This window comes from Nocardia arseniciresistens (assembly GCF_046764875.1).
Lineage (GTDB): Bacteria > Actinomycetota > Actinomycetes > Mycobacteriales > Mycobacteriaceae > Nocardia > Nocardia arseniciresistens.
Window position 1 is genome coordinate 131939 of sequence record NZ_JBKORD010000011.1, and the last position, 21644, is coordinate 153582.

The 21644-nt window shown below is 66.4% G+C and carries 21 protein-coding genes; 4 read left to right on the forward strand and 17 right to left on the reverse strand.

Annotated features, from left to right (window positions below):
* Positions 1 to 4 precede the first annotated feature (4 nt).
* The 9 genes from ACLMAJ_RS21270 to ACLMAJ_RS21310 form a co-directional block, all read right to left on the reverse strand.
* A complete protein-coding gene (locus tag ACLMAJ_RS21270) occupies positions 5 to 1231 on the reverse strand; it encodes a phosphoglycerate kinase (RefSeq protein WP_412015526.1) in 1227 nt (408 codons plus the stop codon).
* 5 nt (positions 1232 to 1236) lie between these two features.
* A complete protein-coding gene (gene gap / locus ACLMAJ_RS21275; RefSeq protein ID WP_412015527.1) occupies positions 1237 to 2256 on the reverse strand; it encodes a type I glyceraldehyde-3-phosphate dehydrogenase in 1020 nt (339 codons plus the stop codon).
* A gap of 226 nt (positions 2257 to 2482) precedes the next feature.
* Positions 2483 to 3466, reverse strand: a complete 984-nt coding sequence (whiA, locus tag ACLMAJ_RS21280; protein WP_412015528.1) for a DNA-binding protein WhiA — start codon at positions 3464 to 3466, stop codon at positions 2483 to 2485.
* Entirely contained in the window at positions 3457 to 4503 is a 1047-nt protein-coding gene (locus ACLMAJ_RS21285) for a gluconeogenesis factor YvcK family protein (protein WP_412015529.1), read from the reverse strand. The genes whiA and ACLMAJ_RS21285 overlap by 10 nt, the downstream gene beginning before the upstream one ends.
* Positions 4500 to 5489 carry an RNase adapter RapZ gene (gene rapZ, locus ACLMAJ_RS21290; RefSeq protein WP_412015530.1) on the reverse strand — a complete coding sequence of 330 codons (990 nt, stop codon included), beginning with the start codon at positions 5487 to 5489 and terminating at the stop codon, positions 4500 to 4502. Before rapZ ends, ACLMAJ_RS21285 begins: the two co-directional genes overlap by 4 nt.
* Positions 5490 to 5608: 119 nt before the next feature.
* Positions 5609 to 7705 carry an excinuclease ABC subunit UvrC gene (uvrC, locus tag ACLMAJ_RS21295; RefSeq protein WP_412015531.1) on the reverse strand — a complete coding sequence of 699 codons (2097 nt, stop codon included), beginning with the start codon at positions 7703 to 7705 and terminating at the stop codon, positions 5609 to 5611.
* Positions 7706 to 7751: 46 nt separating this feature from the next.
* A complete protein-coding gene (locus tag ACLMAJ_RS21300; RefSeq protein ID WP_412015532.1) occupies positions 7752 to 8252 on the reverse strand; it encodes a hypothetical protein in 501 nt (166 codons plus the stop codon).
* Between the two features lie 206 nt (positions 8253 to 8458).
* Positions 8459 to 8836 (reverse strand): hypothetical protein, encoded by a 378-nt coding sequence (locus ACLMAJ_RS21305; protein WP_412015533.1) that lies wholly within the window; start codon positions 8834 to 8836, stop codon positions 8459 to 8461.
* Positions 8837 to 9076: 240 nt separating this feature from the next.
* Positions 9077 to 9763: an HAD family hydrolase gene (locus ACLMAJ_RS21310; RefSeq protein WP_412015534.1), complete on the reverse strand. Its 687-nt coding sequence runs from the start codon at positions 9761 to 9763 to the stop codon at positions 9077 to 9079.
* Between the two features lie 86 nt (positions 9764 to 9849).
* Here ACLMAJ_RS21310 and ACLMAJ_RS21315 point away from each other — a divergent pair, with 86 nt between their 5' ends.
* Positions 9850 to 11796, forward strand: a complete 1947-nt coding sequence (locus ACLMAJ_RS21315; RefSeq protein ID WP_412015535.1) for a gamma-glutamyltransferase family protein — start codon at positions 9850 to 9852, stop codon at positions 11794 to 11796.
* Positions 11797 to 11913: 117 nt separating this feature from the next.
* Here the strand turns inward: ACLMAJ_RS21315 and ACLMAJ_RS21320 are convergent, their stop codons facing one another.
* The 4 genes from ACLMAJ_RS21320 to ACLMAJ_RS21335 all read right to left on the reverse strand — a co-directional run bounded on the left by ACLMAJ_RS21320 (position 11914) and on the right by ACLMAJ_RS21335 (position 14990).
* On the reverse strand, positions 11914 to 12441 hold the full coding sequence (locus ACLMAJ_RS21320) for a PH domain-containing protein (protein ID WP_412015536.1): 528 nt from the start codon (positions 12439 to 12441) through the stop codon (positions 11914 to 11916).
* A 4-nt stretch (positions 12442 to 12445) separates the two neighbouring features.
* Positions 12446 to 12919, reverse strand: a complete 474-nt coding sequence (ribH, locus tag ACLMAJ_RS21325; RefSeq protein ID WP_412015537.1) for a 6,7-dimethyl-8-ribityllumazine synthase — start codon at positions 12917 to 12919, stop codon at positions 12446 to 12448.
* 114 nt (positions 12920 to 13033) lie between these two features.
* On the reverse strand, positions 13034 to 14278 hold the full coding sequence (locus ACLMAJ_RS21330; protein ID WP_412015538.1) for a bifunctional 3,4-dihydroxy-2-butanone-4-phosphate synthase/GTP cyclohydrolase II: 1245 nt from the start codon (positions 14276 to 14278) through the stop codon (positions 13034 to 13036).
* 88 nt (positions 14279 to 14366) lie between these two features.
* On the reverse strand, positions 14367 to 14990 hold the full coding sequence (locus ACLMAJ_RS21335) for a riboflavin synthase (RefSeq protein ID WP_412015539.1): 624 nt from the start codon (positions 14988 to 14990) through the stop codon (positions 14367 to 14369).
* 602 nt (positions 14991 to 15592) lie between these two features.
* Between ACLMAJ_RS21335 and ACLMAJ_RS21340 the strand changes: the two genes are divergently transcribed.
* Positions 15593 to 16063 (forward strand): hypothetical protein, encoded by a 471-nt coding sequence (locus ACLMAJ_RS21340; protein WP_412015540.1) that lies wholly within the window; start codon positions 15593 to 15595, stop codon positions 16061 to 16063.
* Between the two features lie 75 nt (positions 16064 to 16138).
* On the opposite strand, the gene rpe is transcribed toward ACLMAJ_RS21340, so the two are convergent.
* Positions 16139 to 16792, reverse strand: a complete 654-nt coding sequence (rpe, locus tag ACLMAJ_RS21345; protein WP_412015685.1) for a ribulose-phosphate 3-epimerase — start codon at positions 16790 to 16792, stop codon at positions 16139 to 16141.
* 96 nt (positions 16793 to 16888) lie between these two features.
* On the opposite strand from rpe, the gene ACLMAJ_RS21350 reads away from it, so the two are divergent.
* Together ACLMAJ_RS21350 and ACLMAJ_RS21355 are read left to right on the forward strand one after the other, a co-directional pair.
* Positions 16889 to 17311, forward strand: coding sequence for an ATP-binding protein (locus ACLMAJ_RS21350; RefSeq protein ID WP_412015541.1), 423 nt, complete (start codon positions 16889 to 16891; stop codon positions 17309 to 17311).
* A 71-nt stretch (positions 17312 to 17382) separates the two neighbouring features.
* Positions 17383 to 18285 (forward strand): RNA polymerase sigma factor SigF, encoded by a 903-nt coding sequence (locus tag ACLMAJ_RS21355; RefSeq protein WP_412015543.1) that lies wholly within the window; start codon positions 17383 to 17385, stop codon positions 18283 to 18285.
* A gap of 36 nt (positions 18286 to 18321) precedes the next feature.
* On the opposite strand, the gene ACLMAJ_RS21360 is transcribed toward ACLMAJ_RS21355, so the two are convergent.
* Genes ACLMAJ_RS21360 through def form a run of 3 tightly spaced genes read right to left on the reverse strand, consistent with a single transcriptional unit; the run spans position 18322 to position 21574 of the window.
* On the reverse strand, positions 18322 to 20091 hold the full coding sequence (locus ACLMAJ_RS21360) for an RsmB/NOP family class I SAM-dependent RNA methyltransferase (protein WP_412015545.1): 1770 nt from the start codon (positions 20089 to 20091) through the stop codon (positions 18322 to 18324).
* On the reverse strand, positions 20088 to 21011 hold the full coding sequence (fmt, locus tag ACLMAJ_RS21365) for a methionyl-tRNA formyltransferase (protein ID WP_412015546.1): 924 nt from the start codon (positions 21009 to 21011) through the stop codon (positions 20088 to 20090). Before fmt ends, ACLMAJ_RS21360 begins: the two co-directional genes overlap by 4 nt.
* Positions 21011 to 21574: a peptide deformylase gene (gene def, locus ACLMAJ_RS21370; protein WP_412015547.1), complete on the reverse strand. Its 564-nt coding sequence runs from the start codon at positions 21572 to 21574 to the stop codon at positions 21011 to 21013. Before def ends, fmt begins: the two co-directional genes overlap by 1 nt.
* Between the last annotated feature and the right edge of the window lie 70 nt (positions 21575 to 21644).

The following is a 21644-nucleotide window of genomic DNA, read 5'->3' on the forward strand; positions in this document are numbered from 1 at the left end:
GATGTCAGTCCTCCGCTGGGCTGTCTTCGAGGACAGCGATGCCGGGAAGTTCCTTGCCCTCCAGGTATTCCAGCGACGCACCGCCGCCGGTGGAGATATGCGAGAAACCGTCATCCGGGAGCCCGAGCGCACGCACGGCCGCGGCCGAGTCGCCACCACCGACGACGGTGAACGCCCCCTTGCCGGTCGCGGTCACGATCGCCTCGGCGACACCGAGGGTGCCCGCGGCGAACTTCTCGAATTCGAACACACCCATCGGGCCGTTCCAGAACACCGTCCGCGCTTCGGTCAGCAGTGCCGCGAAGCGGCTTGCCGACTCGGGGCCGATGTCGAGGCCGAGCCAACCGTCCGGGATCTCGTTGGCCGAGACGACCTTCGTGTCCGCGTCGGCCGCGAACTTGTCCGCGATGACGATGTCACGCGGCAGGTGGATCACGTCGGCGTAGCGCTCGAGCAGCCCCTTGCAGGTGTCGATCATCTCTTCCTGCAGCAACGAGGCCCCCACCGGGAGTCCTTGTGCGGCAAGGAAGGTGAAGCACATACCGCCACCGATGACCAGCGTGTCGACCTTCGGCGCGAGCGCCTCGATAACGGCGAGCTTGTCGGAGACCTTCGAGCCGCCGAGCACGACCGCGTACGGGCGTTGCGGGTCTTCGGTCAGCTTCGCGAGCACCTCGACCTCGGCGGCGACCAGCGTGCCCGCGTAATGCGGAAGCAGCTTCGCGACGTCGTAGACCGAGGCCTGCTTGCGATGCACGACACCGAAGCCGTCGGAGACGAACGCACCGTCGTCGCCGACCAGTTCCACGAGCGCCGCGGCAAGCTTGGTCCGCTGCGAGTCGTCTTTGCTGGTCTCACGCGGATCGAAGCGGATGTTCTCCAACAGCAGCACGTCGCCGTCGGTGAGGCCCTCCGAACGCGCGAGCGCGTCCTGGCCGACCACGTCACCGGCGAGCTGGACATTGCGGCCCAGTTCCTCGGCGAGCTGGGCGGCCACCGGGGCCAGTGACAGGGCCGGGTCCGGCTCGCCCTTCGGGCGGCCGAGGTGCGCGGTGACCACCACCTTGGCACCGGCCTCGACCAGCGCTTTGATGGTGGGGACCGAGGCGATGATCCGGCCGGGATCGGTGATCTTTCCGTCGTTGAGGGGGACGTTCAGGTCGGAGCGCACGAGTACGCCCCGACCTTCGACACCCTCGCTCAGGAGATCCTGAAGTGTCTTGACAGTCATGCGGTTCAGAGCGACTTGCCGACGAGACCGATGAGATCGGCGAGGCGGTTGGAGTAGCCCCACTCGTTGTCGTACCAGCCGACAACCTTCACCTGGTCGTCGATGATCTTGGTCAGCGGCGCGTCGTAGATGCAGGAGTGCGGGTCGGTGACGATATCGCTCGACACGATCGGGTCGACGTTGTACTTCAGCAGGCCCTTCAGCGCACCGTCGGCAGCAGCCTTGTACGCGGCGTTGATCTCATCGATCGAGGCCGACTTCGACAGCTGGACCGTCAGGTCGGTGACCGAGCCCGTGGGGACCGGCACCCGCAGCGCGTAGCCGTCCAGCTTGCCGACCAGTTCCGGAAGCACGAGGCCGATGGCCTTGGCGGCGCCGGTGCCGGTCGGCACGATGTTCAGCGCGGCCGCGCGGGCACGACGCAGGTCGGCGTGCGGGGCGTCCTGCAGGTTCTGGTCCTGCGTGTACGCGTGGATGGTGGTCATCAGGCCCTTGACGATGCCGAACTCGTCGTTGAGCACCTTGGCCAGCGGGCCGAGGCAGTTCGTGGTGCACGAGGCGTTGGAGATGATGTTCTGGCTGCCGTCGTACTTGTCGTCGTTGACGCCCATCACGATGGTGATGTCCTCGCCCTTGGCGGGCGCGGAGATGATGACCTTCTTGGCGCCTGCCGCGATGTGGCCCTTGGCCTTGGTCGCGTCGGTGAAGATGCCGGTGGACTCGACGACAACGTCGACGCCCAGGTCTCCCCACGGCAGGGCCGAAGGGCCCTCCTTGATGGCCAGTGCCTTGATCCGCTGCTCGCCGACCACGATGGTGTCGTCGCCGTCCAGCGAGACCTCCTGCGGCAAACGGCCGAGGATCGAGTCGTACTTGAGCAGTGTCGCGAGAGTCGCGTTGTCGGTGAGGTCGTTGACCGCGACGATCTCGATGTCGGTGGTGCCGAGCGCCTTCTGCGCCTCCACCGCCCGGAAGAAGTTACGTCCGATACGACCGAAGCCGTTGATGCCTACCCGGACAGTCACGTTATCGCTCCTCAGCTTTCAAGCGGATTCATTCCGATGCCATAACCACACTAATGCCCGCCCGTAACCTCTCCGACACGCACCTTGGATTTGTGAGCTCGGGATACTCGGCGCAGCACGACACACCCGCCGTTCCAGTGCGGGCCGGAACCCGGCGGCAACCCGCGAAAGCGGGTGTCCATCGGTACCCCGTACGCCGGAACGGCGGGTGCGGTAACGCGTCGAATCAGGCGTCGTCGAGCAGCTCGGCGGTGACGGCCGATTCGGTATCCGGTATGCCCAAATCCTTGGCACGCCGGTCGGCCATCGACAGCAGGCGTCGAATACGGCCCGCCACAGCGTCTTTCGTCATCGGCGGATCGGCGAGCTGGCCGAGCTCTTCGAGTGACGCCTGACGATGCTGGACGCGCAGCTTGCCAGCGGCCGCGAGATGGTCGGGCACGTCGTCGCCGAGGATGTCCAGCGCGCGTTCCACTCTGGCCGCCGCGGCAACCGCGGCGCGAGCGGAGCGGCGCAGGTTCGCGTCGTCGAAGTTGGCCAGCCGGTTCGCGGTGGCACGCACCTCGCGGCGCATCCGGCGCTCCTCCCAGGTGAGCCTGGTGTCCTGAGCGCCCATCCTGGTCAACAGCGCGCCGATCGCCTCGCCATCGCGCACGACGACCCGATCGGTGCCACGCACCTCACGCGCCTTCGCCGTGATGCCGAGCCGCCGTGCGGCACCGACCAGCGCCAGCGCCGCCTCCGGACCGGGGCAACTGACCTCGAGCGCCGACGAACGGCCCGGCTCGGTGAGCGAACCGTGCGCGAGAAATGCTCCGCGCCAAGCCGCTTCGGCGTCGCCGATGGTACCGCCGACCACCTGGGCCGGTAGCCCACGGACCGGACGCCCGCGCACGTCGAGCAGCCCGGTCTGCCGGGCAAGCGCCTCGCCCTCCTTGGACACGCGCACCACGTAGCGCGAGGTCTTGCGCAGACCACCCGCACCGAGCACGTGCACATCGGAGCCGTAGCCGTATAGCTCGAAGATCTCCCTGCGCAACCTGCGCGCAATGGAACTCATGTCCACCTCGGCCTCGACGATCACCCGCCCGCCGACGATGTGCAGACCGCCCGCAAACCGCAGCAGCGCCGACAGTTCCGCCTTGCGAGAACTCACTTGAGAGACCGTGAGCCTGCTCAGCTCGTCCTTTACTTCGGCTGTCATCGCCACGAGACGCGCTCCTTTCCACCCAACCCGGAACGCACATCCTGACCCATGTGACGTCCCTCGACTCGAAGCCCTGCCATGTGTGGCCGAGGTTGCCGGATCAGCTGATCCAGTGCGGCGGCAAGCTTTCCGGGGTGATGCCGGTCCGTTCCCGCTTCGGCGACATCGGAGAAGGTTACTCGCGCCCGCAATTGTTCGGCAGCCCTGGCCACATGTTCTCTTTCGCGACCTTCCGGCACGGACCCGGAATCGACCAGTACCTCGTCGACCACGAATTCCGGTGCGTGCTGGGACAATACATGCAGGTGCCGCTCGGCGGAGAACCCCGCCGTCTCGCCTGGCTCGGCAGCGAGGTTGAGCACCAACACTTTTCTGGCTCTGGTGTACACCAGCGCGTCGCGCAGCTCGGGCACCAGCACGTGCGGAATCACGCTGGTGAACCACGATCCAGGGCCGAGGACAACGACATCCGCGTGCTCGATGGCCGAGGTCGCCTCCTGGCTGGCGGGCGGATCCGACGGAATCAGCCGGACACGCCGCACCTTACCCGGTGTCGTCGCGATGGCAACTTGTCCGCGAATACAGCGGCTCACCCGTGGATCTGCTTCCAGCCCAGAGACATCCGCTTCGATATCGAGCGCGATGGGCGACATCGGGAGCACTCTACCGGTCACCCGCAACATCCGCGCCACCTCGTCGAGCGCGGCGACCGGATCGCCGAGAACCTCGGTGAGACCGGCAAGGATGAGGTTTCCGACCGAATGCCCGGCCAGTGCGCCGGTACCGCCGAACCGATGTTGAATCGTCCGCGTCAGCACGTCGTCGCTGTCGGCGGCGAGCGCGGCGAGCGCCATCCGCAAGTCACCCGGTGGTGGTACGCCCAGCTCGGCGCGCAGCCTGCCCGAGGAGCCGCCGTCGTCGGCGACGGTCACCACCGCGCAGATCTTCGTGGTCAGCCGCCGCACGGCCGTCAACGTCGCGTACAAACCGTGGCCGCCGCCCAACGCAACGATGGCGGGGTTCGATTCCCACCCGGTCATTCGCGCCCCAGATCCCGATGCACGATCCGCACGACATCGGTGGGACCGGATTCACCGCTCTCTCCGCTCATCAATTCGCCCAGCGCTTCCGCAATCGCGACGCTGCGGTGCTTACCTCCGGTGCAGCCCACTGCCACCGTCATGTATCGCTTCCCCTCTTGGCGGTAACCATTCGTCGTCAGGTCGACCAGGTGGTGGCAAGTGCGCAGGTAGTCGTCCGCGCCGGGACGCGACAGCACGTACTCGCTGACCACGGTCTCCTGTCCCGAATGTTCCCGAAGTTCCGGTATCCAATGTGGATTGGGTAGAAAACGCACATCCAACACCATGTCCGCGTCCAGTGGAACCCCGTACTTGAACCCGAAGGACTGCACGGTCACCTGCAGCGCGGCGGGCGCGCCGCCGCCGTAGGCCTCTTCCAGCTTGCGATGCAGTTGATGGACGGACAGCTCGGTGGTGTCGATAACGAGGTCGGCCGCCGTTTTCACGGTGGAAAGGCGGATACGTTCGGCGGCGATACCCGCCGAAAGAGTGCCGTCGGTGCTTTCACCCTGCAACGGATGACGCCTGCGGGCGAAACCGAAGCGTCGGATCAGCACATCGTCGGATGCCTCGAGGAACAGTACCCGGGTCCGCACGCCGCGCGCTTGCAACTGTTCGGTGACAACCGAGAGATCGCCGGTGAAGAACCGGCTACGCACGTCCATGACCAGGGCAAGCCTGCGGATCGGCGGCGAAGCCGAAGTACCGAGCTCAACCATCCGTCCGATCAGCTCGGGCGGCAGATTGTCCGCGACATACCAGCCGAGATCTTCCAGCACCCGTGCCGCGGTGCCGCGGCCCGCGCCGGACAGACCAGTCACGATGACGGCTTCCACCTGTCGCAAACCCCCCTCGACCGGCGTCACGTCAGCATCCAACGGGCCGACCCGCCCAGCGGTCGACCGCGGACTGTCCGCACTGTTGTTCGATTCGACGCGTGTCATGTCCTACCGGATCTGTTTCAGGTGCCTGTCGATCATCCCGCACCGGTTCGAGTATCGGGCGCAGACACACAACGTAGGCGGCACGGAACTTCCGGAGGTTCCGAGGGCGCTGTTACTTACTACCCCTCCCGAAGTGCCGCGAGCACCGCTTTGGCAGTCGCCACGCCGATACCCGGCACTTCGGTGATCTCCTCGACCGTCGCCTCCTTCAATTTGGCCACCGACCCGAAGTGGGTGACAAGCGCGGTCCGCCGTGCCGCGCCGAGGCCACGCACCGAGTCGAGCGCGGAGGCCGTCATCCGCCGCGAACGCTTGCTGCGGTGGAAGGTGATCGCGAAACGGTGTGCCTCGTCGCGGACCCGCTGCAATAAATATAGCGACTCGCTATTGCGCGGCATGATCACCGGGTCGCTCTCCCCCGGCACCCAGACCTCTTCCAGCCGCTTGGCGAGGCCGATCACCGCGACATCGGTGATGCCGAGCTCATCGAGCACCTCGGCGGCGGCGGCGACCTGGGGCGCGCCGCCGTCGACGACATAGAGGTTGGGCGGGTAGGCGAACTTCTTGGGGCGACCGGTGCGTGGATCGATGCCGGGTCGCGCGGAGAGCTCGGTTTCGGTGTCCTCGGATTCGAGGTCGATCACCGACGCCTCGATGTCGAGCACCGTGGCTGCGGTCGCGATCTCCAGTTCGGCGTGTTCCGCGACGATCACGGTGCCAGGCGCGGCGTCCAGCTCGTTTCGCTCGGTAGCGTCTCGGTCCCTGCGCAACCGGAGGAACCTGCGACGGGTCACCTCGGCGATGCTGCCGACATCGTCGGAGCGGCCGTCGCCCGCGGCCTCCTTGATCGCGTAGTGGCGGTACTCGGACTTGCGCGGCAGACCGTCCTCGAACACCACGAGGGAGGCCACCACATCGGTACCCTGCACGTGGCTGATATCCACACATTCGATTCGTAGCGGCGCGCTGTCGAGATCGAGTGCGTCTTGAATATCTTGCAGTGCTTGGGATCTCGATGTCAGATCGCCCGCGCGCTTGAGCTTGTGCTGGGCGAGCGCCTCCATCGCGTTGCGCTGCACGGTCTCGGCGAGCGCCTTCTTGTCCCCACGCTGGGGCACCCGCAGCTGCACCGCCGATCCGCGCAGGCTGCTCAGCCATTCCTGGATCTGCTCGGCGTCGGCGGGTAGCTCGGGGACGAGCACCTCGCGCGGCACCACATTCGCAGGCTGCTCGGCCTCGCCCTCGACCTGCGCGACCTGCTCGCCGTAGAACTGGGTGAGGAATTGCTCGACAAGGGCCGCCATTTCGCCGCCGGCCTCCGGTGCGTCGATGGCATCGCCGGACTTGTCGACCACCCAGCCGCGCTGGCCGCGGACCCGGCCGTCGCGGACGTGGAAGATCTGTACCGCCGCCTCCAATTCGTCGGTGGCGAAGGCGATCACGTCGGCGTCGGTGCCTGTGCCGAGCACCACGGCCTGCTTCTCCAATGCCCTGCGCAGCGCCTGGACGTCGTCGCGCAATCTGGCCGCGTTCTCGAAGTCGAGATCATCGGCGGCGTCGAGCATCCGGCGTTCCAGTTGACGCACCATGCGGTCGGTGCGTCCGGCGAGGAAGTCGCAGAAGTCCTCGACGATGTCGCGGTGCTCCTCGGCGCTGACCCTGCCGATGCACGGCGCGGCGCACTTGTCGATGTAACCGAGCAGGCACGGGCGTCCGATCTGACTGTGCCGCTTGAAGACCCCGTTGGAGCAGGTGCGCGCCGGGAACACCCGCAGCAGCAGATCGAGCGTCTCCCGGATCGCCCACGCGTGTGCGTACGGGCCGAAGTACCGGACGCCCTTGCGGCGCGCGCCGCGGTAGACGAACAGCCGCGGATACTCCTCGTTCAGCGTCACCGCCAGCACCGGGTACGACTTGTCGTCGCGATAGCGGACGTTGAAGCGCGGATCGAATTCCTTGATCCAGTTGTATTCCAGTTGCAGCGCCTCGACCTCGGTCGAAACGACGGTCCACTCCACACTCGCGGCGGTGGTGACCATCTGCCTCGTCCGCGGGTGCAGCGAAGCGACATCAGCGAAGTACGAGTTCAGCCTGCTGCGCAGGCTCTTGGCCTTGCCGACGTAGATGACCCGCCCGTAGGAGTCCCGGAACTTGTACACACCGGGTTCGACGGGAATCGTGCCGGGCGCGGGCCGGTACGTCGCTGGATCTGCCACCCGTCAAGCCTATCGAGCGGGTCCGACAGCCCGATCGGGGCCAGGATCAGGCCGCTTTGCGGAAGAACCATCCGGTCGAGGCCGAACGAAACAGCAGCGCGAGGATCGCGGCGGCGCCGAGGATGACCGCAAGCACCGAGAGCGCGCCCACCTGAGACGGCAGCCCGGTCAGCAGCGTGAAGATTCCGATGAAGATCTGCACGCTCGCCAGCATCACGGCGGTGACCCAGACCCACAGTTCCCTGAGCCCGAAGATCAAGACGTTGGCGGCAAGCACCCAGCTGGCAAAGAACTCAGCGGAACTGGCGCTCGCCGATTCGACATTGTCGAGCAGACCGAGCAGGAAGTGTCCGAGAGTGAAAGCAACCAGGAACCATGCCGCGAGCCGCACTCTGCGCACCGCATCGGGCATGTTCGATGTGACGACGGCGAATCGGAAGAATTGGCGGACCGTGGTGCTGGCATCGACCATTCGGCGGACCTTCGACAAATCCCCGACTGCCGGAACGACTTTTACCTCGTCCACGACAGCAACATTCGAAACCACGACCACTCCTCGTTGAGCTTTCCGCCACGCCCCCACAGACGTGCAAATCGGACGCTATCGGAACGATCGGTCTGCTAACAATCGAGTAAGTACGCTTATGACGAGGCCCACAACCGCGCATATCCCGTCACGTAATGTGACCCATGCGACATTCGGCCAGCCCGGAACGGCTTCGCCGATCCCGCGACGAAGCTCGAATTCGAAGATCACATCGGTGGTGAGATACCCACAGCGAACCACGCTTTCGCCGCAGGACGTCGAAGCAAACAAGCGATGGCGGCACAGACGCCGATGGAGTAGACAACAGCGACAATCCAGAGCACGACCGGAATCGCGTCGTCGCGGGCTCGCACGCAGACCACGGCCTGCAGGAATGCCAATGCGATAGCGAGTGTGGACGCCCGGTCCCTACGGCCCGCGAATCCGAAGGCGACAAGTCCCAGTATCCAGCTGCAGCAAAACTGAGTCGACGCGGCCTTTGCCGCATCGGCGTCGATGAACAATCCCATTACGGCCGGATAGGCAATACCGAATCCGGCTATGCCCCAAGCGGCTTCACGGGCCTCACGAACCTGCGCCGGCATACTGCCCAGCATTCGGATCGCTACCGCAATGGCATGATTCTCCGCAGAAGAGTCCGCGTACACGGCGCTCCTCCATTCACCGATGAAGCCTGCGAGACCCCCTACGGGCACGCCCTTCGCACGGTAATTCGGCACGGTGACCCAGACGATGCGATCAGTATCACTGTGATGCAGGACACAGTGATTCACGCCCGCTATCGCCCGCCGCACAGGCGTCGATGACCACGCTCGATCGGGTGATCAGCCGAGTTCGTACTGCTGCAGAACTCGCAGCAACGCGTCAGGACGTTCGGCTGTCGGGAGAGCGTCGACGAGGGCGAAGCGGCATCCGAGGGCGGTCGCGCCGCCGTCGGCCTCCGCGCTGTCACCAACCATCAGCGCCGCATCGGCGCGGACACCGAGCTGCTCGAGCGCGACTCGGAAGATTCGTGGATCCGGCTTTATCGCGCCGATCTCGAAGGACAGCGCGAAGCTCTCGACCAACCGGTCCCAGCCGCGTGCGGAGAAGGCGGGGCGCACGTCGAAAGCGATATTGCTGATCACGCCGACCGGAATGCGCTGCGCCGAGAGTGATGTCAGAACATCCTCGGTATCGGGATACGGGGTCCATGCCATCGGGTCGATAAGTCTGCGATACAAGCGCTCCGATTGCCGCACCGTCGGCACCCCGGATTGCCGCAGTACCTCGGCATAGGCCTTCCGATGCAGTTGTGGATCCAGATCCCTTCGCTCCCAGGCAATCTGGCCTTCGGCATCGAATTGCACATACTGCTCCACCGGCGCCGTCATCCGCCGCATGATCTCGGCCGTTTCGCGCACGTCGAACGGCTGCCCGTCCTCGCCGATCAGATCATCGGCCCAGGATTGGTCATCCTCCAGCCGAAACAGCGTCCCGGAAAAGTCGAAGAGCACCGCCGATACCGTCACCGAGCCAGCCTACCGACCGTCGTTGCCTTCCCAGTGCCGGGGGAAAACCCGGTTACGGGCCGGCGACAGGGCGATACAGTCCGTGGATGCGCGTGCGACACATCTGGACCGGGGCCGGTGCGGCCCTTGTCCTCACGGTGGGATTGATGACAGGTTGTTCGTCCGACACCGACAAGGCGGACGCTTGTGCGAGTGCGCCGAACGGCACGCCGGTCTCGGCGGCACCCGGCACGGCTGGGGCACCCACCTCGCAGAACATCAGCACCAACCCTGAGATCGCGTCCGGATATCGCAGCAATATGACGGCTGTGCGGACCAGTTCGTACGCCGTCGCGACGGCCAATCCACTCGCCACCGATGCCGCGTGCAAGATACTGAACAACGGCGGCACCGCGGCCGACGCGCTGATCACCGCGCAAACAGTGCTCGGCCTGGTGGAACCCCAGGCATCCGGACTCGGTGGCGGCTCGTTCATGCTCTACTACGACGCGGCGACTAAATCGGTCGACGCGTATGACGGGCGCGAGATCGCACCCGCCGGCGCGACCGAGAACTACCTGCGCTGGGTCAGCGACACCGACCGGAGCGAACCCAAGCCGAACACCCGCGCCAGCGGCCGCTCCATCGGCGTCCCCGGTGTGCTGCGCATGCTGGAACTCGCGCACCAGGAACACGGCAAGACCGGCTGGCGTGAGCTGTTCGATCCCGCGACATCACTGGCCGATCAAGGCTTCTCGATCAGCCCACGCCTGGCAGGGCAGATCGCCGATTCGGCCAAGGATCTCGCGCGCGACGAGGCCGCGAAGGCCTACTTCCTCAACCCCGACGGCACCGGCAAACCCGCCGGTACCAACCTGGCCAACCCGGCGATGGCGAAAACGTTGAGCGCCATCGCTTCCGAGGGCGCGCAGGCCTTTTACACCGGCGCCATCGCCCGCGACATCGTCGACGCGGCCGGATCGGCGTCGGGTGGGCGCACCCCGAGCCTGATCACCGCGAGCGACCTGGCGGGCTATCAGCCCAAGAAGCGGTCGGCACTGTGCACCGGCTACCGCTCCCACGAGATCTGCGGCATGCCCGCCCCGTCCTCCGGTGGTATCGCCGTCGCCGCCACGCTCGGCATTCTGGAGAACTTCGACCTTGCGGCGCTGCGGCCGGACAATATCGACCACAACGGCGGCAAGCCGAAGGCCGAGGCGGTGCACATCATCTCCGAGGCGGAGCGCCTGGCCTACGCCGACCGCAACAAGTATGTAGCCGACACGGATTTCATTCCACTGCCGGGTAATTCGCCGCAGACACTGCTGAACAAGGACTATCTGAAGCAGCGCTCGTCGCTGATCAATCCCGGTCACAGCATGGGTACCGCACAGCCGGGCGATTTCGGCCCTGTCCCGGTCGGGGTCGGCCCGCAGCCGCCCGAGCACGGCACCAGCCACATCTCGGTGGTCGACAAGTACGGCAACGCCGCCTCGATGACGACAACGGTGGAATCCGCGTTCGGCTCTTTCCATCTGGTCGACGGACTCGTACTCAATAATCAGCTCACCGACTTCTCCGCCGATCCGCTCGGCACCGACGGCGCGCCGGTGGCCAACCGTGTGCAGCCGAACAAGCGTCCGCGTAGTTCGATGAGCCCCACACTGGTCTTCGACCGTGCCGCCGACGGCGCCCGCGGCGACCTCACCCAGGTGGTCGGCTCCCCAGGTGGTTCGGTGATCATCCAGTACGTGCTGAAGTCCCTCATCGGCGTGCTGGATTGGGGCCTCGACCCACAGCAGGCGGTATCCGGTGTCGACTTCGGCGCGGCCAACACCCCGGAGACCGGAATCGGCGGCGAACACCCTGCCATCAACGCCTCCGACAACGGCGACCACGACCCGTTGGTGCTGCGCCTGCGCGAACTCGGCCACAAGGTGTCGGTGGCACCCCAGACCAGCGGCCTCAGCGCCTTGCAGCGCGATGGAACAAGCGGCTGGATCGGCGGCGCCGACCCGCGCCGCGAGGGAGCCGTCCTCGGCGACACACACTGATCACTGGTGTCCGAGTTGCGGTACACCCCAACTCGGACACCAGATTTCGGTGGCATCGCCTTCCAACGCCCTCAGCGTAGGGAACATGACCCCAGCAACACCATCGGTGACGCACTGTTATTCGGCGGGCGGCGCGGTGTATTTCGAACCGAGTTCGCGGAGGCGGTCCAGGGCGTGGGCCGCGTGCTCTTTGTCATTGGAGCGGATGGCGAGCAGCGGGACGTAGTCGTCGTCGACCAGCTCGAGGCGGGCCCAGGACTTTTTGTCCTGGAACGTGACGCCACGGATGTGTTCCCATGGGAACTCGGTGTCGCCGAGAATGTTTCGGACCGAGACGCCGCGGGCACCGGCGCGAAGGCGGGGCCTTGTCAGCAGCAGTACCGCGGCGGCGCCGAGCAGGCCGATGCCCATCATCGCCAACTGGTCCGCGGTTCGGAAGTTCACACCGGTCGAGCCGGTGCGCAGCCAGATGCCGCCCGCGATGAAGAAAGCGGCAAGCAGCACCGCGACGATCCAGGCCGTGCGGACCGCACGGCGAGGGCGAACTTCGAGCTCCCACTCAGGTGTGCCGCCTTGTGCCGCAGCCGAATCGGCATGCACGCCTGTCCCGCTGGGGTTCCTTCGCCAGATCCGGACGACTGGCATCGGCCTACCGGCGCAGGGCGCGCAGGGTCAGCGCGGCGTCGAGCGCTGCCGCGGCGGCCTGTTCACCCTTGTTCTCGGCGGACCCTGGCAGCCCGGCCCTGTCCAGGGCCTGCTGCTCGTCATTCGTGGTCAGCACACCGTTCGCGACGGGCTTGCCCGCGTCGAGCGATACCCGGGTCAACCCGGCGGTCACCGCGTCGCAGACATACTCGAAATGTGGTGTGCCACCGCGAATCACCACGCCGAGTGCGACAACCGCGTCATGCGTACGCGCCAGCTCCTGGGCAACGACCGGCAGCTCCATCGCGCCCGCGCAACGCACCACGGTCACCTGCGCGACACCGGCTTCCTTGGCGACCCGTTCCGCGTTCGCGACCAGCGTGTCGCAGATCTGGGTATGCCAGCGCGACGCGACTATGCCGAGCGTGAGCTCCTTGGCATCTTCGAGCGCGAAGCTCGGTACGCCGGTACCGCTCATGCCTCCACCTCGCTGACGCTCGGCTCCGGCATATGCGATGCACGCTGCGAAGTTGTTCGTTCGCTACGCTCACTCACCGAAGCCCACCTTTCCGGATCTCCTCGACTGCGTGCCTCACTGCGCTGTCTCGCCGAGATCGAGCTCGTCGAGGCCGATCAGGTCGTGGCCCATCCGGTCCCGCTTGGTCCGCAGATACCGCAGGTTCTCGGCGTTGACGCGCAACGGCATCGGGACCCGGTCGGTGATCTTCAGCCCGTAGCCGTCGAGGCCGACGCGCTTCGCGGGATTGTTGGTGAGCAGTCGCATCGACCGGATACCGAGGTCGACCAGAATTTGCGCGCCGGTGCCGTAATCGCGCGCGTCCGCGGGCAAACCGAGTTCCAGGTTCGCATCGACGGTGTCATGTCCGGAGTCTTGCAGCTGATAGGCCTGCAACTTGTGCATCAGCCCGATGCCGCGGCCCTCGTGCCCGCGCATGTACAGCACCACACCGCGGCCCTCGGCGGCCACCATCTCCAGCGCGGCGTCGAGCTGCGGGCCGCAATCGCAGCGCAGCGAGCCGAACACATCACCGGTGAGGCATTCCGAATGCACCCGCACCAGCACGTCTTCACCGTCGGTGATGTCGCCGCGCACCAGCGCGACATGCTCGACCTCGTCGTAGATGCTCTGGTAGCCGACGGCTTGGAACTCGCCGTGCGCCGTGGGGATCCGTGCCTCGGCGATCCGCACCACGTGCTTCTCGTGCTTGCGCCGCCAGGCGATCATGTCGGCGATCGAGATCAACGCCAGGTCGTGCTCGTCGGCGAAGACACGCAGTTCCTCGGTGCGGGCCATGTGGCCCTCGTCCTTCTGGCTGACGATCTCGCAGATCACACCGGCTGGGCGAAGGCCGGCCATACGGGACAGATCGACAGCGGCCTCGGTGTGGCCGGGACGACGCAGCACCCCGCCCTCCTTGGCGCGCAGCGGCACCACGTGGCCGGGCCTGGTGAAGTCGTCGGCCTTGGCCTCGGTCGCGGCGAGCAACCGCATGGTGGTCGCGCGGTCCGCGCCGGAGATGCCGGTGGTGATGCCTTCGCGGGCGTCCACCGACACGGTGTACGCGGTGCCGTGCTTGTCCTGGTTCAGCGCGTACATCGGGGGCAGGCCGAGCCGATCGCAGTCTTCACCGGTCAGCGGCACGCAGATGTAGCCAGAGGTGTAGCGAATCATGAAGGCCACCAACTCGGGGGTCGCCTTTTCCGCCGCGAAGATGAGGTCGCCCTCGTTCTCACGGTCCTCGTCGTCCACGACAACGACCGCTTTACCGGCGGCGATATCGGCGACTGCGCGCTCGATGGTGTCGAACCTGGTCACGTTTGCTGTGCTCCATCTCGAAAAGGGTGCGTCCCTAACACTACGGCGTGCGCCGTATGTCGCCGGCGGCGACATACGGCGCGGCCGGTCAGCCGCGTTGTTGGAGGCGCTCGACGTACTTGGCGATCACGTCCACCTCCAGATTGACCGTGGTGCCGACCGTCGCGGCGCCGAGGTTGGTCATCGAGAGGGTGGTCGGGATGAGGGAAACCTCGAACCAGTCACGATTGCCGTCGGCCGCCGGTTCATCCGAAAGCCCGAGACCCGAGACCGTCAGCGAGATGCCGTCGACGGTGATCGAGCCCTTCTCCACCACGTAGCGGGCGATCGCGTCGGGCAGCGAGATCCGTACGACCTCCCAATTTTCCGAGGGTGTGCGCGCGAGCACAGTGCCGGTGCCGTCGACATGGCCCTGCACGAGGTGCCCACCGAGCCTGCTGTCGAGCGCGGCCGCCCGCTCCAGGTTGACCCGCGAGCCCACGCCGAGCCCGCCGATGCTGGAGCGGTTCAGCGTCTCCTGCATGACATCGACGGTGAACGAGTCGCCATCGAGTACGTCGACCACGGTCAGACACACCCCGTTCACGGCGATCGAATCACCATGTCCGGCATCGGAGGTCACCAGCTTGCCCCTGATCGTCAGCCGAGCGGCGTCGGTCAACTGCTCGGTGGTGACAATCTCGCCGAGCTCCTCGACGATGCCTGTGAACATGCCTTGACTCCCTGTCGCGTTGTCTCTACCGGTTGCGGAACAGCTCGGACCTGGCCGCTATTCCCATAGGTCGGTGCCATGTCAGCGTAACGACGCGCGATCGCGGGCGGCCACCACGGTTCCACCCAGCGGCAACGCGAAACCACGGCCCGCTCGTTCGCGCCGGAAGCAGACCGCAGGGCGGGTCCGATCGCCGGGAACACAACGCGCAATGTTGTTCGCGACCGGATTGTTCAATGGACGTGCGGAATTTTCGCCGTTTACCAATCGGCGATGAATGTCAGATCGTATTTCCGATACCGCGCGAAAGAATTTCGGTCCCCGCTGATAATCTCGGATTCCGCTGGGTACCCGACCGAAACTTACTTACACCGCATGCTTGCGTCCGAGCAAAATTGGATGCAATATTGTTATGTAGCTGATTCCTTACGTTCAACTTCGACCCGATCAGTTCGATGCGGAGCGGTTCGACCCGAGGCCCGTTGCGGCCCAAGGGATTTCGATCAAGGGAAATCCACCACTCGAGGAAGACAGAACAGTGCCGTTGGGCACATGGACAGCACGCTGAGCCAAATCGAGTTCGATACAGTTAGGAGTGTTGCGTGACTACGCTTCTCGATTCGACGCTGGAATTTCGCTGTGTGCAGTATCGACGTGAATTTCATATGCCCGCATCAATCGATCCGACGTCGCGCCGCATTTTACTGCACATCGGCACGCACTACGGTGCGATAACAATGCCCGCCGAGCTCGGCGAACGGGTACAGCACACGCTCACCCAAGGCCGGATCGCCGCGCCGGTCGTGCACCATCCGCGCGCAAGGCGCTGGACATTCATCACCGGCCCCGCACGGCCCGACACCCTCAGCACCGCCGTGTCCGCCGAGCTCTTCCGGCTGTACGCCACCGTCGCCTGCACGGGAAGCCAAGTCGTGCTTCCCTCACCGGACGACGAGCGCACCGGCTACCGGACCTGGATCCAGCCTCCGGAGAACTCGACAACACTGCCACCGCTGAGCGCGGTTATCGAAGCGACCCGCACCCTCGGTGCGATGAAACTCCGTGCCTCGTAAAGAGATTCGGGCGCCGTCCGACGCCGACCCCCGAGCTGCCGGACGCGCAGTCCGGACTGGACGCGCAGGTCCCTACTAGACGCGCAGTGCGGCGGCTCGCCGCCGAAGCGCGGCCACCGTGGCACCGGGATCGGCCGTGTTGTAGACAGCCGATCCGGCGACGAAGCAGTCGATTCCCGCCTCCGCCGCCGCTTCGATGGTGTCGTTGTTGATGCCGCCGTCGATCTCCACGATCAGCCGCAGCTCACCCGCGTCGACGAGCCTGCGCACGATCCGCGCCTTCTCCAGCACGCCCGCGATGAAGGACTGCCCGCCGAAACCGGGCTCCACGCTCATCACAAGCAACGTGTCGAAATCGCGCAGGATCTCCAGGTACGGCTCGATCGGAGTGTTGGGCTTCACCGAAAGACCTGCCTTCGCACCCGCGGCCCGAATATCGCGGGCCACCGCGATCGGATCGTCGGTCGCCTCGGCGTGGAAGGTAACGTTGTACGCACCCGCCTCGGCGTACGGCGGCGCCCAGCGGCCAGGATCATCGATCATCAGATGGCAGTCGAGCGGAATATCGGTCGCCTTCAGCAGGCTCTCTACTATCGGGAGCCCGAGGGTCAGGTTCGGCACGAAGTGCGCGTCCATCACATCGACGTGCAACCAGTCGGCGCCCTCGACAGCTTTCGCCTCGTCCGCGAGGTGCGCGAAGTCGGCGGAGAGGATGGACGGGGCGATCATCGGCGCGGCAGGGCGCGTAAACGTCGAGAGGGACACAATGCGGGAGTCTAACGGGTGGTGGGGTTGTCTCCGCCTGGAGTGGGTAGCCTCCATAGGGTGATCAACATTTCGGCGGAACAGGGGATTTACAGCACCCCGGTGGAGATTCGGGTGGCCGCGTCGGTGACACAGCTGCCTATTGTGCGTGGGCTCGCCGAAACCCTCGTCCTGCTCAGCGATTTCACCTTGGACGAGGTAGCCGACATCAGGCTCGCGGTGGACGAGGTGTGCTCCACGCTCATCGCGGTCGCGGCACCGAGCACCAGCCTGCACTGCCGGTTCACCGTCGGCGAGACGGAGCTACTGGTGCTGGTGAGCGGAGTCGCGGGCAACGAGGGGCTACCGGATCAGCGCAGCTTCGGGTGGCATGTGCTGCGGACGCTCACCGATGCGGTGGAGGCTAAACAGGATTCGTACGATTCGGCCATCTCCGGATATCCGACGACGGTGGAGTTCCGTCGGGTCCGGGGGAAGGCGTAGTGGCGGACGAGAACGCCGTGTCCGATGAGAACGCCGTGTCAGATGTGGGCGCCACGCCAGATGAAAGCGTCATGCCGGTCGAGAGCGCTACGCCGGATGCGGACGCGCCGTCGGACGAGAACGCGGTAGCCGACGCCGTCGAAAAGGTCGAGGACGAGACCGAACTCGCCCCGGTGGATCCCACCGAGGTGGCGGAAACCCTTCAGGAGGCCGGGTCGAGCGGAGGTTACGACGACGTCGCCGCGCTCTTCGAGCAACTCTCCGCGAGCACGCCCGGCACCGCGAAACACACCGCGCTGCGTGCCGCGCTGATCGCCCGCTGCATCCCGCTCGCCGACCACATCGCCCGCAAATTCAGCGGGCGCGGTGAGCCGTTCGACGATCTGACCCAGGTCGCCAGGGTCGGGTTGGTGCACGCGGTCGACCGATTCGACATCTCGCGCGGCTCGAACTTCCTGTCCTTCGCGGTGCCGACCATCATGGGCGAGGTTCGACGGTATTTCCGCGACAACACCTGGGCGATGCGGGTACCGCGCCGCGTGAAGGAAACGCATCTGCGCATCGGTGCCGCCATCGATTCGCTGTCGCAGTCGCTCGGCCGCTCGCCCACCGCCAAGGAGATCGCGGCCGAACTCGACGTTGATCCGGACGAGGTGACCCAGGCCGTTATCGCGGGCAACGCTTACCAGCCGAGCTCCATCGACGCCGCCTCGCTCGGCCGCGACACCGACGCCTCGCTGCTCGACACCCTCGGCGAGGAGGAATCCCAGTTCGAAAGGGTGGAGGAATACGTCGCCATCCGCCCGCTGCTCGCCGGCCTGCCCGAACGCGAACGCCGCATCCTCACCATGCGATTCTTCGAGTCGATGACGCAGACCCAGATCGCCCAGCGAATGGGCATTTCCCAGATGCACGTATCGCGAATCCTCGCGAAAACCCTCCTCCGGCTACGTGAGCAGTCCGCACGGGACTGACTCCCGTGCGGACCTGGTCGAGATTTCGTCCAGTTGCTACTCGACCGGCTTGCGCAGTGCCGCGAGGAACATCGCGTCGGTGCCGTGGCGGTGCGGCCACAGTTGCGCGGCGGGGCCGTCGCCGACGTTTGTGACACCGGGGAGCAGGTCGCGGGTGTCCAGTTGGGTTGCTCCCGTGCGGCGGACGGCGTCGGCGACGATCGCGACGGTTTCCGGTAGGTGCGGCGAGCAAGTAGAGTAAATCACCACACCGCCGGGACGCAGCAGATCCCATGCGGCGGTGAGTAATTCGCGTTGCAGCACGACCAAGTCGGCGACGTCGGACGGGGTGCGGCGCCAGCGGGCTTCCGGCCTTCGCCGCAGCGCACCCAGACCGGTGCACGGCGCGTCGACGAGGATGCGGTCGTATCCGGGGGTGAGGCCGCTGCTGCGGCCGTCGGCCACGTGTACGTCGACCGGGAGGTTGCGCACGGCTTTGCGGACGAGTTCGGCACGATGTTCGGCGGGCTCGATCGCATCGACACGGTGACCGTCGATGGCGGCGAACGCGCCGAGCAGGGCCGCCTTGCCGCCTGGGCCCGCACACAGGTCGAGCCAGCGCCCGTTGTCGGGTCCCTCCAGCGGGGCGCGGGTGAGGGCGAGCGCGACCAGTTGGCTGCCCTCGTCCTGCACCGCGGCCATACCCTCGCGCACCGGCTCCAGTTTCCCGGGATCGCCGCCATCGAGATACACCGCATACGGTGACCAGCGGCCCTCTTCGCCGCCGGTCACCAGCGCCAATTCCTCCGCGGTGATCTCGCCGGGACGCGCGACCAGGTGCACGATCGGGCGAGCGTCATCGGCGGCCAAGACATCTCGCAGTTCGCCCGCCTCGGCGCCGAGCGCGTCGGCGAACGCCTGGGCAATCCACGTCGGATGCGCGAACTCGAAGGCCAACCGGCCGATCGGATCCTGCGGAGCCAGCGCGGCCACCCATTCGTCGACGGACTTCTCCCCTGCCCTGCGCAGCACCGCGTTGACGAATCCCGCCTTGCCCGCACCGAATTCGGCGCGCGCGAGCGCTACCGAGGTGTCCACCGCCGCATGCGCCCCGATCCTGGTGCGCAACAGCTGGTACACGCCCAACCGCAGCACATCCAGCAGCGGGCCGTCGACCTCGTCGACCGGCCGCCCCGCACCGCTGGCGATCACCGCATCCAATAGACCCCGCGACCGGCAGGTGCCATACGCGAGCTCGGTCGCAAGCGCGGCATCCCGGCCGGAGATCTTGCGTTCCCGAAGCAGTGCGGGCAGTACGAGATTCGCGTATGCGTCGCGTTCACGAACCGCGCGCAACACGTCGAGCGCAACCAGGCGCACCGGATCCACCGAGGCGGCCCAAGCACGCTCATCCCGACCGGCCTTCAAGTCCTTCTGTCGCGCAGCACCTTTCGATGCTGAACGGGCAGCCGCACGGTCCGCGCCGCCCTTGTTCGATTGCGCACGCCCGCCTGCGGCCCCTGCCGCCTGCGGCGCGCCTCGATCACCACTGCGCGCGCCGGTGCGCTTACCGGTCGCCTCGTTCGCGGGCCCACCTCGGGTTTCGCGCTGCTTCGATGCGTCCGCCTGCCTACGAGGGCCTTTGGGCCGCGCGGGATCCCTCGGTTGCTTGCGTGGCCCACCTTCCCCCTGCGGCGCTGCGTCTTGTTCCCACGCCGCCTTCCGCTGCGCAGGGCTGTTCATGGGCACCGCGTCATCGCGACCGGTCGCGCCCGCCTGACCGGCCCGCCTGCGTTCGGCCGCCCGCCTGCGATCTTGGGCGGTCATTCGACCACCGCGCCCGGCTGCATGCGCGCGCCGCGGGCCCAGTCGAGCGCCGCCATCATTCTTTTGCCTTGCGGCTGGACCTGATCCAGGCGGACCGCGGTGGTCGCGGTGCCCACGAAGACCCCCGATTTACGGACCTCGATCGCTTTCGGCGGCAGCTGCTCTTCGACCATTTCGACGGGTCCGATCTTCAATCGTGCGCCACCGATTTCGGTGAATGCGCCGGGGGCGGGGGTGACCGCGCGGATGAGCCTGCTGATGGCGAGCGCGGGCTGATCCCAACGGATGCGGCCTGCCTCGACCGCGAGCTTGGGGGCGTAGGAGACGCCCTCGGTCGGCTGCGCGACCGCCTGTAGCGTCCCGTCTTCCACGCCGTCCAGGGTGGTCTCCAACAGGTGCGCGCCGCTGAGGGCGAGCTTGTCGAGCAGTGTTCCCGCTGTGTCGGTCACCGCGATCTTCTCGGTGATCACGCCGAAGACCGGTCCGGTGTCCAAACCTGCCTCGATCTGGAAGGTGGCGGCGCCGGTGAACTCGTCACCGGCCGCGATCGCCGCCTGCACCGGCGCGGCGCCGCGCCAAGCGGGCAGCAGCGAGAAGTGCAGGTTGATCCAGCCGAACCGAGGAATATCGAGCGCCTGCTGCGGCAGCAGCGCACCGTAGGCGACCACCGGACAGCAATCCGGGGCCAGTGTGGTGAGCTGCTCGATGAATTCGGGCTCGGACGGGCGGCGGGGGGTCAGCACCGGTATGCCGTGCTCGTCGGCCAACCGGCCAACCGGCGACCTGGTCACCTTGCGCCCGCGCCCGGCGACAGCGTCGGGGCGGGTGAGCACCGCGACCACCTCATGGCGCGGCGACTCGATGAATCGCCGCAGCGACGGAACAGCGGGATCGGGTGTGCCCGCGAAGACGATGCGCATCAGCGGCCACGTCCGAACGGGCCGGCCTGGCTCGTCCCGAGTGCGCGCGAACTGCGCACCGTGATACCCGCTGTGAACCAATCGGATTCGCGGATGGTGCGCATCGCCTCCTTGCGCGACGCCGGATCCAGTCGGTCGAGGAACAGCACCCCGTCCAAGTGGTCGGTCTCATGCTGCACGCACCTGGCGAGCAGCCCCTCGGCCGCGAACTCGATCGGCGCGCCGTCCACATCGAATCCGGACGCGCGCACCCGCAGCGCCCGCCGGGTGTCGTAACGCACCCCGGGAATCGACAGGCAGCCCTCCGGACCGACCTGCTCTTCCGCACCGTCCACCACATACGTCGGATTCACCACATGGCCCGCGGCGTCGCCGGTGTCGTAGACGAACACCCGAAGACCCACACCGATCTGCGGCGCTGCCATCCCGACCCCTCCATCGTCGTGCATGGTGTCGATGAGGTCGGCGACGAGCTGGCGCAGCTCACGATCGAACTCGGTGACCTCCGCCGCACGTGCGCGCAGGATGGGGTCGCCGAAGAGGCGAACGGGCTGAATGGTCACGGCTGGCTCCCGGAAACGAATGAACGCGGTCGTCTCATTCTAGAGAGACGCCCCGATTGTCCCGACGTCC